The sequence below is a fragment of the Halorhodospira sp. 9622 genome (assembly GCF_022228025.1).
Lineage (GTDB): Bacteria > Pseudomonadota > Gammaproteobacteria > Nitrococcales > Halorhodospiraceae > Halorhodospira > Halorhodospira halophila_A.
In genome coordinates, this window is record NZ_JAJNRE010000004.1 from 160,565 (window position 1) to 173,127 (window position 12,563).

Consider the following 12,563-nt stretch of genomic DNA (forward strand, 5'->3'; position numbering starts at 1 on the left):
GGTCTGTCGGAGTCCCGTAAAGCGCGTTTATATACGGTTGACCGGATATACGGACAAACGTACTCTTGCCGGATAACCGGAGAGATGGGCCGCGTCGATCCGCAGGAGGGCAGGCGATGAAGATCGAACGGATCATGACCCGGGAGCCGACCACGGTCCCCCCGGAAACCCCGGTTCACGAGGTGGCGAATGCGATGCTCGCGCAATGCCTGAACAGCATCGCTGTGGTCGACGCGCAGGGAACCCTGATCGGCATCGTCTCCACCGGCGATCTCACGCACAGGATGGCGGATCTGCGGGTCCCGCAGCGTGAGTCCTGGTGGGTCGAGTCCCTCTACCGCTCCCCCCTGCGCGGCGCCGCTGCCGACGAGCCGGATCGGGTGGAAGGACGCACGGCGCAGCAGGTCATGACCCGCAAGCTAGTGACCGTCACCCCGCAGGATGACACGAGCGTGGCGGCCCGTATGCTCCTCGAGCACCGCATCCATGCAGTGCCAGTCGTCAACCGCGAGGGACGTCTGCTCGGGATGGTCACGCGCTTCGATCTGATGCGCTGCCTGACGCAGCACCCGGAGTGCTGTAACCCCATGAAAGGGGATCTGCCCAGCGACGACTCATCCCCGTGACCCCAACCACCCCAACACCCTCCTGACCCCGAAGACCGGAAGCCATGCTATTAGCCGCCATCGCGATCTTCGTCATCACCATCGCTCTGGTCATCTGGCAGCCCAAGGGACTGGGCATCGGCTGGAGCGCGACCGCCGGTGCCCTGGTGGCGCTGGTCACCGGCGTGGTCGAGCTAAGCGATGTCCCCGTGGTGGTGGATATCGTCTGGAACGCCACCCTGACCTTCGTGTTCATCATCATCATCTCGCTGCTGCTGGACGAGGCCGGATTCTTCGAATGGGCGGCGTTACACGTGGCGCGCTGGGGCAAGGGCAGCGGCCTGCGCCTCTACGCCTTTATCATCTTCCTGGGCGCAGCAGTGGCGGCGATCTTCGCCAACGACGGCGCTGCACTCATGCTGACCCCGATCGTCCTTGAGATGCTCTTGGCGCTCGGCTTTTCGGCCGGTGCGGCGTTCGCCTTCGTCATCGCGGCGGGGTTCATCGCCGATACCGCCTCGCTGCCGCTGGTCATCTCCAACCTGGTGAACATCGTCTCGGCGGACTTCTTCGATATCGGCTTCAACCAGTATGCGATGGTCATGGTGCCGGTGACGGTGGTCTCGGTGCTCGCCTCACTGGCCGTGCTCACGCTCTTCTTCCGCAAGCAGATCCCGCGGGTCTACTCCGCGGCAGGCCTGCGCGAGCCGCGTCAGGCAATCAAGGATCCGGCCGTGTTCAGGGCCGGCTGGGGCGTACTGGCCCTGCTGCTTCTAGCCTTTCTGGTGATCGAGCCGATGGGCGTGCCCATCTCCGCGATTGTCGGCGCCGGTGCGGCCATCCTGCTGGCCGTTGCCGCCCGGGGCCACGCCATTGCCACTCGACAGGTGCTGAAGAACGCGCCGTGGCAGATCGTGATCTTCTCGGTAGGGATGTACCTGGTCGTCTACGGGCTACGCAACCAGGGGCTGACCGCCGAGATCGCCGGCGCGCTCGATGTCATCGCCGCCCAGGGCGTGGTCGTGGCGACGCTCGGCACCGGCTTCATCGCCGCGTTCCTCGCCTCGGTGATGAACAACATGCCCGGTGTCATGGTGGTGGCACTCTCCATCGATGAGTCCGGCGCCAGCGGGTTGGTCAAGGAAGCCATGATCTACGCCAACGTCATCGGCTCGGACCTGGGGCCGAAGATCACCCCGATCGGCAGTCTGGCCACGCTGCTCTGGCTACACGTACTGGCCCGCAAAGGGGTGCACATCACCTGGGCGAAATACTTCGCCATCGGCATCGTCATCACCCCGCCGGTGCTGTTCGTCACGCTCCTCGCCCTCGCCGGCTGGCTTCAGGTGCTCCACGGCTAGGCCCTCACCGGCGAAAACGGGGCTCAAGCGGCTTTACTGCGCCAACCAAGCCGGGGCTATTCAAGCCGACGCGCCGCGCCCCTGGCCCGCACAGCCGGGCCCGGGGGCGCCAAGCGGGGGTACCGGGTGGTTGGTTGCGCGCCGTAGCCCTAATGCCGGTCTCCGGTGGCCTCCTGAGCCATCTGCTCGAAGCTCGTGTGGCGCACGTTCTTGCCGCGGACGAAGTAGACCACGTACTCGCAGATATTGCGGGCGCGATCCCCGATGCGTTCCAGCGAGCGGGCGGTCCAGACCACGTCCATGACCCGCGGCACGGTCTCCGGACTGCGCATCATCTGATCCATCAGACGGTGGACAATCACCTCGTACTGACTATCCGCCTGGATGTCCTGCTGCGCCACGCGCACGGCCTGCTCGACATCCATGCGGGCGAAGGCATCCAGTGAACCGCGCAGCATCCCCTGCACATGCTCGCCCATCTCGCCGAGCTCCTCGATCGGACCGTTCTGCCGGTCCAGCTCGAGGAAGTGCAGCGCCATCCGCCCGATCCGCTCCGCCTCGTCGCCGATGCGCTCCAGATCCGTGATGGTCTTGATCACCGCCATGACCAGGCGCAGATCCGAGGCGGTGGGCTGTCGGCGGACCAGGATCTGCGTGCAGTCCTCGTCCAGGGCCACCTCCAGGGCGTTGATCTGGTAGTCACTGGTTACCACCTTCTCCGCCAGTTCCGTCCGCGACTCGGCCATCGCCGCCACGGCATCGGCCAGTTGCTGCTCCACCAGGCCGCCCATGCTCAGAACGCGGTCGTGGATCGCCTCCAGTTCGGCGTTGAACCGCTGGGAGATGTGCTCCTGGAAGAAGCTCTTTTCGGTGGGGTTCTCGTCGGTCATCGGCGGTCTCCTCAGCCGTAACGGCCGGTGATGTAATCCTCGGTCTGCTTCTTGCCGGGATTGGTGAAGAGCGTATCGGTATCGTTGTGCTCAATGAGCTCACCGAGGTAGAGGAACGCCGTGAAATCCGACACCCGCGCGGCCTGCTGCATGTTGTGGGTGACGATGGCGATGGTGTAGCGCTCCTTGAGTTCGAACATCAACTCCTCGATCTTGAGCGTAGCCAACGGATCGAGGGCTGATGCCGGTTCGTCGAGCAGCAGCACCTCCGGCTCCACGGCGATGGCCCGGGCAATGACGAGCCGCTGCTGCTGCCCACCGGAGAGGCCGAAGGCGTTCTCGTGGAGCCGGTCCTTGACCTCGTCCCAGAGTGCGGCCCGGCGCAACGACTTCTCGACAACCTCATCGAGGGTACGGCGATTGCGCACGCCCTGAAGACGCAGACCGTAGGCCACATTCTCGTAGATCGACTTCGGGAAGGGGTTCGGCTTCTGGAAGACCATGCCGACCCGGCGGCGCAGCTCGGGCACATCCATGCGCCGGGCGTGGATCTCCTCGCCGTCGAGGGTGATGCGCCCTTCGATCCGGCAGTTGTCGATCAGGTCATTCATCCGGTTGAAACACCGCAGAAGCGTCGACTTCCCGCAACCTGAAGGCCCGATGAAGGCGGTGATCTGGCCTCGGGGGATCTCCAGGTCGACCCCTTTGAGCACCTGCTCCTCCCCGTACCAGAGGCTGAGCTCATGGGTCTGAAGACAGATATCGCTGCCCAACCGTTTTCTCGCCGCCGAGCCATCCCGCTGGCGGTCCTGCAGCGCCTCGCTGCTGAAACCGTGGGTGGGTGCGGACGGGGAATTGGTGGCGTTCATAGCTCCCTCTCTTAATCGCTCTCGGCCTTGTACTTCTCGCGCAGGAAGTTGCGGATCGAGATGGCCGTCAGGTTGAGCACAATGATGACCAGCACCAGGATCAGCGCCGTGGCGTAGACCAGCGGCCGCCCGGCCTCGACGTTGGGGCTCTGGAAGCCGACGTCGAAGATGTGAAAGCCCAGGTGCATGAAACTGCGCTCCAGGTGGATGTACGGGAAACTCCCATCCACCGGCAGCTGCGGGGCCAGCTTGACCACGCCGACAAGCATCAGCGGCGCTACCTCGCCGGCCGCACGGGCCACGGCCAGGATCAGCCCGGTGATCATCGCCGGCGTCGCCAACGGGATCACCACCCGCCAGAGCATCTCCGCCTTAGTCGCCCCCAGGGCCAACGCCCCTTGCCGGATCGACCCGGGGATGCGCGAGAGACCCTCCTCGGTGGAGACGATCACCACCGGCAGGGTCAGCAGCGCCAGGGTCAGCGAGGCCCAGAGCACGCCGCCCTTGCCGAAGGTTGGCGCCGGTAGGCGCTCCTCGAAGAAGAGCTGGTCCACTCCACCCCCGACGAAGTAGACGAAGAAGCCGAGGCCGAAGACGCCGAAGACGATGGACGGGACGCCGGCGAGGTTGTTCACCGAGATGCGGATCATCCGCGTCAGCGGCCCCTGTCGGGCGTACTCACGCAGGTAGATCGCCGCGAGCACGCCGAAGGGTGTGACAAAGACGGCCATGACGATGGTCATCAGCACCGTGCCGAAGATCGCCGGCAGGATGCCGCCCTCGGTGTTGGCCTCCCGCGGATAGCCGCTGACGAAGTCCCAGAAGTCGCCGACGTAGAAGCGGGCCTTGTCCCAGACGCTCATGGCGTTCGGTCGCCATGGCTTGACCACGTCGCCCATGGCGATGACCACCTCTTCACCCGCGGCGGTCCCCATCCCCACGGCGTAGCGTCCGACCTCCTCAAGCAGCTCGTTGCGCCGCTGCTCGAGCTCCGCGTACTCCCCCTCCCAGCGGTCCCGTTCGGCCTCCAGGGCCTCGAGCTGCTCGGTGCGCTCCTCCTCGCTCAGGGTTAGGTCGGCCTCGATTTGGCGCTCGGTCAGGCGGATCTCCTCGATCTCGGCGTTAACCGCGCCGATCTCCACGCGCTCGATGCGCTGGATCTCCTGGATCCGCGAGCGATTCTCCTCGTAGAGCTCCAGGAAACGGTCCCAGGTCGCGTCGCCCTCGTCGCTGACCGTCTCGACCTTCTCCCCGTCGATGCGCACGTCGCGCAGGTAGCCGATGAAATCCCCCCACTGCCGGCGCTCGATGACCACCGCATCCTTGGGGTGACTCCACTCCGACATGTTGACGTCGGCGTACCAAACAAAGTCCCGGCCATCGACGTCCCGGTTGCCGCGCTTGATCCGGTAGCGGGTGATCAGCGCATCGTCGTCGTCCACCTCGAAGCCGCGCTCGCGGGCCGCCGGCGCGGTCAGGGTCTCCGCGGCGTCGACCTCGCCGAGAACCTGCTCGGCGTCACGCCCGGGCTCTTGGTATTCGAAGGCCACGACATTGCTGGGCCAGAAGTGCTGCAGGCCGTTGTAGGCAATATGGCCGATGAGCCCCGCCACCATGACCAGTGATACGGCCACGGCCCCGGCGTTGAGCCAAATCCAGGGTGTTCCCTTGTTGAACCAGTCGCGCATCGTTGCGGCATCCTCCGTATCAGAGCGCGCTGTACTTCTTGCGCAGGCGGTGGCGCACGATCTCCGCCACGGTGTTGACCGCGAAGGTCAGGACGAAGAGCACTAAGGCGGCAAGGAATAGGATCCGGTAGTGGCTGCTCCCCTGCGCGGTCTCCTTCATCTCCACAGCGATGTTGGCCGAGAGCGTGCGCATGCCCTCGAAGAGGTTGAAATTGGTGACTGGCGAGTTGCCGGTGGCCATGACCACGATCATGGTCTCGCCGACGGCCCGGCCGAAGCCGATCATCACCGCCGAGAAGATGCCGGGGCTGGCCGTCAGCAGGACCACGGTGGCCACTGCCTGCCAGGGCGTCGCGCCGAGCGCCAAGGCCCCCTGCGAGAGGTGGCGCGGCACGTTGAACACCGCATCCTCGGAGATGGAGAAGATCGTCGGGATCACCGCGAAGCCCATGGCGATCCCCACAACCAAGGCGTTGCGCTGGTCGTAGTCGATCCCCTGATTGGTGAGCCACTGGCGCATATCACCGCCGAAGAAAGCGAGCTCCATGTAGGGACTGGCGGTGACGCCGAGCCACCCGACCCCGATCACCACCGGGATCAGCAGTGCGGCCTCCCAGCCCGGCGGCACCCGGCTGCGGATGCCCTCGGGGAAGACCCGGGTCCACAGCCAAGCGGCCATCACCATGGCGATGGGCAGGGCGATCAGGATGGAGAAGACTGCCGGGAGATTCCGCTCGAAAAACGGCGCAGCCCAGAGCCCCGCGAGGAAGCCGAGGATGACCGTTGGCAGCGCCTCCATGATCTCGATGGCGGGCTTGGTCATCTGCCGCATGCGTGCGGACATGAAGTAGGCCGAGTAGATCGCCCCGAGGATCGCGATGGGTGTCGCAAAGAGCATGGCGTAGAACGCCGCCTTCAACGTGCCGATGGTCAGCGGTACCAGCGAGAACTTGGGCTCGAACTCGTCGGTAGCGGAAGATGACTGCCAGACGTAGGCGGGCGCATCGCGACCCTCGTACCAGACCCTCTGCCACAGGGCCTTGAACGAAACCTCCGGGTGCGGGTTGTCGACGTCCAGGTAGTTGAACCGCTCATTGGCACCGACGGCCATCAGCGCGTTCTGTCGCGGCGCCATCGACAGCGCGGCCACTGAGGGGCCGCCCTCCAGCGCCAGCTGCGTCAACGTGCGCGACGAGGTGGCGTAGTGCAGCTGCAGCGTGCCGTCGGCGGCGCCGGTAGCGAAGCCTTTACGGGCGTGCTCCGGTGCGATGCCAGTCACCGCCGCCGGGTGGCCATCGAAGGTACGGATGCGCGTGAGCTGCCGATCCCCCGCCTCGTCCCGGGTCACCATGTATTGCGACACCGATCCGTCGGAGCCACCGGCGATCATCGACGCGGCCCCGAGCAGGAACTGAAGCTGCGTGACCTCGGCATCGTCCCCCTCGATTGCGCGCACTGTGCCGACCAGACGCGGGCGGTTCAGGTTTGAGACATCGAAGTAGTGCAACCGCCCCTTGGCATCGCCAACGAAGAGGTTACGCATGGTGGTGTCGAGGAGGATCCGTGTGACCTCGATCCCCGACTCCGGCCAAGGCAGGTCGTAGACCTCGCGCTCAACGGTCGCCTCACCGGTGATGAAGTCCGTCTCCTCCTCGAAGAGTACCAGGCGCAGGGCCTCCTGCTCGTTGCTGGCACCCACCACGGCGGAGCCACGGCGCCCCCGCTGGACCCCGATGGCGTCGAGCGGATGGCCATCCTCGGCCCAGATCGCCAGGGGTTCGCCCTCGCCCTCCGGATAGGTGATCGACGGGGTGACCTGGCGCTCGCCGTCCGGGTAGCTGACGTCGTAGTCGTGACGGGCGAAGATCGCCGTGCCGTCATCGAGGCCGTAGCCCACCAGCCGATGGCGGGCTTCGGCCGTGTCGAAACTGCGGATCTGTGCCCCGGACGGCTTGTTCAGCTGCCCCTGCTCGATCAGCTCGCCACTGCGGGGATTGAAAAAGGCGTAGCCGGCCCGGTCGGTAAAGCGCACCCCGACCTCGCGGTAACGCTCCATGGCAACGTGGACCGTCTCGCCAAGTTCCGGTCCGCCGGGGGCGGCGTAGCTGGCGGCGGGCCGGATCTCCGGCTCGCCAAAGATGGGCATGGTCTCGGAGAAGAGGTAGACGAACATCAGCGCCAGCGCGCCGATGACCCCCACGCCGAAGGTGGCCACGCTGCCACGACTGATCCAGTCCTTGGCCCCGCGCCAGCGGCGCAGGCGGCGCCGACGGGCCGCGTCCGGCAGGCCCCGGGACGGACCCTTGCCACTGCCTCGGCCCGGTTCGGTGAGCCCTGTCGTCTGATCGCTCATGATCTTTGATCGCACCCTGCGAGAAATGAACGCTGACGCAGCCTAAGGGGGGCGGATGACGGTTTCGTGACGAAACGATGAACACCCGCTGAACCCCCTAAACAGAACGGGCCGGCGTAGGGCCGGCCCGCGTAGCGCTCAACGATGGATCCGGGGCGTATGGGCCCCGGCCAGTGGGTTGCCCCTTACAGACCGAGACGCTCGCGCTCGCGCTCGGCGGCCTGTGCGGGCATGGGGATGAAGCCGTCGCGGCGGACCACGTCCTGGCCTTCCTCGGAGAGGACCAGCTTCAGGAACTCCCGCTCGATGGGCGGCAGTTCGCCGTTGGGGTCCTTGTTCACGTAGACGTAGAGGAACCGCGACAGCGGGTAGTCGCCGCTGACCGCATTCTCGGCGTTGGGCTCGTAGAGGTTGTCCTCGTCGTCGCCCAGGGCGATCGCCTTCACACCGGAGGTCTGGTAGCCGATCCCGGAGTAGCCGATGCCGTTGAGCGATTCGGACACACCCTGGACCACCGAGGCGGAGCCCGGCTGCTCGTTGATGGCGTCCTTGAAGTCGCCGTCGCACAGGGCGTGCTCGCGGAAGAAGCCGTAGGTGCCGGAGACGGCGTTGCGGCTATAGAGGGTGATGTCCCGATTCTGCCAGGGGCCGTCCAGCCCCACGTCGCCCCAGCGCGTGACATCGCTGCCACCACAGCGCTGCGTGGCCGAGAACATCCCGTCCACCTGCTCCATGGTCAGCCCGTCGATCGGATTGTCGCGGTTGACGAAGACCGCGATGGTGTCGATGGCCACCCGCACCTTGGTGGGCTCGTAACCGTGGGCATCCTCAAAGCTCTCGATCTCCGAGGAGCGCATGTCCCGGCTCATCGGGCCGAAGTTCGCAGTCCCCTCGGTCAGCGCCACCGGCGCCGTCCCCGAGCCGGCCCCCTCGATCTCCACCGAGACGTTGGGGTAAAAATCCTGGAACTCCTCCGCCCATAGCGTCATCAGGTTGTTGAGGGTATCCGAGCCCTGACTGCCCAGGTTGCCGGAAATGCCCGAAACCCGCTCGTAATTCGGCAGGTCGTCATCCACCTCGGCAGCACCCAGCGGCCCGCCGGCCACCAGGGCCATGCTGGCCATGCCCAGGAAACAACCTCTCTTCCACATGATCTCTGCTCCACTCAGCTTGTTCGGGAAGCCTGACTCCAGGCACGAAAGAGTCTGCGCCGCTTCCCTTACCGGCTCGTGAAGGCAGGGTGACGATTCGATGAAACGCCGTCGCGCTCCAAAGTCCGCGCCGGGAAGACCAACGTGAAGGTGGATCCCTGGTCGGGCTCGCTGCGCACGTTCAGCCAACCACCGTGGCGATGCATCACGTGCTTAACGATGGCCAGCCCCAGCCCGGTACCCCCGGTGGCGTTGGAGCGGGCCTTGTCCACCCGATAGAAACGCTCGGTGATCCGCGGCAGGTGCTCGCGCGGGATGCCGATGCCGCTGTCCGCGACCTCGCACCGGGCCGTGTGCGCATCGGCCTGCCAGCGCACGCGGATGGCACCACCGCCCGGTGTGTAGCGCACGGCGTTAGAGACCAGGTTCGCAACCGCGCTGCGCAACTCTCCGTACGATCCACGCACGAACAGGCCCGGCTCCGCCTCAAGCTCTATCCGATGATTCTGGTCTCCAGAGAGCGTCCGCGCCTCGGCACAGACCTCCTCGAGCAGGGCCTGCATATCCACCGGATCCTCTTCCTCAGCCAGCGACCCGGTCTCCAGTCGGGACAGGGTTAGCAGATCCTGGACCAGTCGCTGCATCCGCGCGGATTGCTCCTGCAGCAGCCGAATCGATCCCGCCCAACCCGGTTGCTCCGGGGCCAGCTCCTCACCCATCTCCTCGGCAACGCCGTAGATCACGGTCAAGGGGGTCTTGAGCTCGTGGGACACATTGGCCACGAAGTCCCGCCGGATCGTCTCGAGCCGCTGCGTGCGGCTGATATCGCGGGCGATGAGCAACCGCTGATTGCGGCCGTAGGGGACCAGACGAAGCTCCAGTGTGATCCGCGGGTCGACCGGCGACGGCATGGTCAGCGGCGCGCTTTGTTTGGTGGCGGTATCCAGGAAGGCCCTGAACTCCGGTTGCCGGAGCAGGTTGCTGATACGCTGCCCCTCGTCGCCCGGCCAGGTCAGGCCGAGGAGCTCGCGTGCCGCATTGTTCCACCAGAGCAGACGATCATCGGCGTAGAGCACCATGGTGGCATCGGGCATCGCCTTGGCGGATTCCCGGTACTCGCGGATGACCCGGCGCAGCCGGTGCCTGCGCTCCCGCTGTCGGCGCTGGCGGCGATGCAGGGCATGAAACACCTCGCCCCAGACCCCGCGGGAGATGGGCGGATCCAGCTTGCGGCCGACCCGCAGCCAGCGCTCCAGCCGCCAGAGTTGATACTGGTTCCACAGGTAACCCAGCGCCAGCAGGATCGCCGCGGCCTCCACCCACCAGCCGGTGGCCAGCCCGGCAATCAACCAGACCGCCAGCGCGGCGAGGAGCGTCAGCAGAAACCCCGGCCAGGGATTGCGTGTCATGGAATCCGCTCTCTCAGCCGCGGATCAGGTCTGTTCCGAGAACCGATAGCCGGCCCCACGGACCGTCTGGACCAGGGCGTCGTGGCCCGTCGCGGCCAGGATCTTGCGCAGTCGGCGGATGTGCACATCCACGGTGCGCTCTTCGACATAGACATTGGTGCCCCAGACCTGATCGAGCAGCTGCGTGCGGGTAAAGACGCGATCGGGATGCGCCATGAAGAATCGCAGCAGCCGGTACTCGGTGGGACCGAGTTCCAGCGCCTGGCCGTGTCCGGTAACCCGGTGGCTGACCGGATCCAGGCGCAGGCCGGCCGCCTCCAGAGGGGCATCGGTTGTCGCCGGGGCCGTGCGCCGGAGGACGGCCTTGACCCGGGCAGCCAGCTCGCGCGGCGAGAACGGTTTGGTCACGTAATCATCCACCCCGGAATCGAAGCCCCGCACCTTATCCTCCTCCTCACCCCGGGCGGTGAGCAGGATGATGGGGATCCCGCGGGTCTGCTCATCCTCCTTGAGTCCCCGCGCCCACTCGACACCGCTGACCTGCGGCAGCATCCAGTCGAGCAGGATCAGATCCGGCGGCCGCTCGCGCAGCTGCTCCGAGGCCTGCATGGCATCAACCACCGGTATGACGTCGAACCCCTGCCGCTCGAGGGAGGTGATCAGCATCTCACGCACCGCCGAGTCGTCCTCAACCACGAGTATCCTTGCTGCCATCAGGCTGTATCCCCTTTTTCGGCATGGCCGTTCATGCCCGCGTCATTAAAAGGCAAGCACATTGCAGGATTGTGACAACGCAAGCTTCACACAAACCCCACACCACCGTCATCGCGACGTAAGAAACACCGCCTAGCGTGTCCTCCGAGTCGGGGCCGTGCTCCCCGGCGACGCTCCAAACCCGAGGAGGACCCTTGATGACAACGAGACGAATCGCGCCGTACCTCTCGACCACCGCCCTGCTGGGCGCGGGCCTGGCCGTGGCCTTCCCCTACGAGGCCCTGGCCAACCCCGAGTTCGACATCCGCGGCCGGCTGCAGATGGACTACCACATGATCGACGAGGACGAGACCGACTTCGTCGACGGCTTCAACAACCGTCGCGCCCGCCTGGGCATGGACGGCAGCATTGACGAGCACTGGGACGGCCGGGTGGAGATCAACGTGGCCGAGGGTAGCGTCAGCGCCGCTGACTTCCGCCTGCGCCGCAGCCTCGGCCCGGGGCGGCTGTGGCTGGGTCAATACAAGGTGCCGCAGGGTCTGAACCAGCTGACCAGCTCCAACAACTACACCTTCATGGAGCGCTCCTCGGTCAGCAACATCATCCCCGACTCGCGGCGCATCGGTATCGCCTACGAGCAGACCGGCGACGAGCTCGGCTTCAAGACCATGTTCTTCGGCCGGTCGCTGGGGGACGATGAGGGTGAAGATGATGACGTTGATCACAAGGACTACCGAGGCAATCAGCCGCAAGGTTATGCGATCCGCGGCGTCTACGCCCCGTTCCTGACCGCCTCCCGCCACAACGAGGCGCCGCGGCTGCACCTGGGCGCCTCGCTGGTCTACGAGGACCAGGATGACCCACTGGACATCGGCTTCAGCGATCGCCCCGAGCTGCGCGATGGCGACGGCGGCAGCCAGCGGCTTATTGGCACGACCGTTGAGGATGTCACGGACACCACCAAGCTCGGTCTGGAGGCGGCCTACATCTCTGGCCCCCTCTCCGCCGAGGCGGAGTACCTCACCGTCTCGATGAATCGCGACAACGGCGACGAGCCCACCTTCAGCGGCTGGCACGTCCAGGGCAGCTACGTGCTCACCGGCGAGAGCCGCACCTACTCCACCGGCGGCTTCGGCGGCGTCACCCCCAGCGGCTCCGGCGGAGCGTGGGAGCTGGCGGCCCGCTACAGCCACATGGACCTGAACGACTCCGGGTTCGCAGGCGGTGAGCAGAACAACCTCACCCTGGGCATCAACTACTACGCCAGCAGCAACCTGCGCTTTATGGGCAACGTCGTCTTCGCCGACGTCAAGGACCGCAGGGAAGACGGCCTCCCGGGAGGCGATGTCCTCCCGGACGAGAGTCCGACCCTGGTCGGCTTCCGCGCCCAGTACAACTGGTAGGTGCCACTGCGACGGGAGGTTCCGGAGACCCTGACCGGGCCTCCCGCACATGCCATGGATCCCGGCAGCGCCGGGATCGGGTGCTCCCTCTGGCCACGGCCAGCTTCGGGCGGCGGTCCA

The 12,563-nt window shown here is 66.0% G+C and carries 9 protein-coding genes and 1 pseudogene; 3 read left to right on the plus strand and 7 right to left on the minus strand.

Annotated features, from left to right (window positions below):
- Positions 1 to 116 precede the first annotated feature (116 nt).
- The gene (locus LRG07_RS03880) at positions 117 to 626 is read left to right on the plus strand and encodes a CBS domain-containing protein (RefSeq protein ID WP_201167511.1); all 510 of its coding nucleotides are present in this window, start codon (positions 117 to 119) and stop codon (positions 624 to 626) included.
- 44 nt (positions 627 to 670) lie between these two features.
- The gene (locus LRG07_RS03885; protein ID WP_201167514.1) at positions 671 to 1,966 is read left to right on the plus strand and encodes an arsenic transporter; all 1,296 of its coding nucleotides are present in this window, start codon (positions 671 to 673) and stop codon (positions 1,964 to 1,966) included.
- Between the two features lie 149 nt (positions 1,967 to 2,115).
- On the opposite strand, the gene phoU is transcribed toward LRG07_RS03885, so the two are convergent.
- The 7 genes and pseudogenes from phoU to phoB all read right to left on the minus strand — a co-directional run bounded on the left by phoU (position 2,116) and on the right by phoB (position 11,040).
- Positions 2,116 to 2,856 carry a phosphate signaling complex protein PhoU gene (phoU, locus tag LRG07_RS03890; RefSeq protein WP_238635206.1) on the minus strand — a complete coding sequence of 247 codons (741 nt, stop codon included), beginning with the start codon at positions 2,854 to 2,856 and terminating at the stop codon, positions 2,116 to 2,118.
- 11 nt (positions 2,857 to 2,867) lie between these two features.
- A pseudogene (gene pstB, locus LRG07_RS03895) lies at positions 2,868 to 3,620 on the minus strand (phosphate ABC transporter ATP-binding protein PstB); the annotation flags it as partial.
- 116 nt (positions 3,621 to 3,736) lie between these two features.
- Entirely contained in the window at positions 3,737 to 5,413 is a 1,677-nt protein-coding gene (gene pstA, locus LRG07_RS03900) for a phosphate ABC transporter permease PstA (RefSeq protein ID WP_238641830.1), read from the minus strand.
- Positions 5,414 to 5,432: 19 nt separating this feature from the next.
- Entirely contained in the window at positions 5,433 to 7,766 is a 2,334-nt protein-coding gene (locus LRG07_RS03905; RefSeq protein WP_238635207.1) for an ABC transporter permease subunit, read from the minus strand.
- A 185-nt stretch (positions 7,767 to 7,951) separates the two neighbouring features.
- Positions 7,952 to 8,917: a phosphate ABC transporter substrate-binding protein PstS family protein gene (locus tag LRG07_RS03910; RefSeq protein WP_201167534.1), complete on the minus strand. Its 966-nt coding sequence runs from the start codon at positions 8,915 to 8,917 to the stop codon at positions 7,952 to 7,954.
- 68 nt (positions 8,918 to 8,985) lie between these two features.
- Complete coding sequence (phoR, locus tag LRG07_RS03915) at positions 8,986 to 10,326, minus strand: phosphate regulon sensor histidine kinase PhoR (protein WP_238641831.1); 1,341 nt, start codon at positions 10,324 to 10,326, stop codon at positions 8,986 to 8,988.
- A gap of 24 nt (positions 10,327 to 10,350) precedes the next feature.
- On the minus strand, positions 10,351 to 11,040 hold the full coding sequence (gene phoB, locus LRG07_RS03920; RefSeq protein ID WP_201242042.1) for a phosphate regulon transcriptional regulator PhoB: 690 nt from the start codon (positions 11,038 to 11,040) through the stop codon (positions 10,351 to 10,353).
- A gap of 197 nt (positions 11,041 to 11,237) precedes the next feature.
- Between phoB and LRG07_RS03925 the strand changes: the two genes are divergently transcribed.
- A complete protein-coding gene (locus LRG07_RS03925) occupies positions 11,238 to 12,443 on the plus strand; it encodes an OprO/OprP family phosphate-selective porin (protein ID WP_238641832.1) in 1,206 nt (401 codons plus the stop codon).
- Positions 12,444 to 12,563: the final 120 nt, after the last annotated feature.

What these genes read in the sequence shown, in the direction of transcription:
- LRG07_RS03880 (WP_201167511.1), top strand. Translation starts at nt 117, where the DNA reads ATGAAGATCGAACGGATCATGACCCGGGAGCCGACCACGGTCCCCCCG.
- LRG07_RS03885 (WP_201167514.1), top strand. Translation starts at nt 671, where the DNA reads ATGCTATTAGCCGCCATCGCGATCTTCGTCATCACCATCGCTCTGGTC.
- phoU (WP_238635206.1), bottom strand. Translation starts at nt 2,856, where the DNA reads ATGACCGACGAGAACCCCACCGAAAAGAGCTTCTTCCAGGAGCACATC.
- pstA (WP_238641830.1), bottom strand. Translation starts at nt 5,413, where the DNA reads ATGCGCGACTGGTTCAACAAGGGAACACCCTGGATTTGGCTCAACGCC.
- LRG07_RS03905 (WP_238635207.1), bottom strand. Translation starts at nt 7,766, where the DNA reads ATGAGCGATCAGACGACAGGGCTCACCGAACCGGGCCGAGGCAGTGGC.
- LRG07_RS03910 (WP_201167534.1), bottom strand. Translation starts at nt 8,917, where the DNA reads ATGTGGAAGAGAGGTTGTTTCCTGGGCATGGCCAGCATGGCCCTGGTG.
- phoR (WP_238641831.1), bottom strand. Translation starts at nt 10,326, where the DNA reads ATGACACGCAATCCCTGGCCGGGGTTTCTGCTGACGCTCCTCGCCGCG.
- phoB (WP_201242042.1), bottom strand. Translation starts at nt 11,040, where the DNA reads ATGGCAGCAAGGATACTCGTGGTTGAGGACGACTCGGCGGTGCGTGAG.
- LRG07_RS03925 (WP_238641832.1), top strand. Translation starts at nt 11,238, where the DNA reads ATGACAACGAGACGAATCGCGCCGTACCTCTCGACCACCGCCCTGCTG.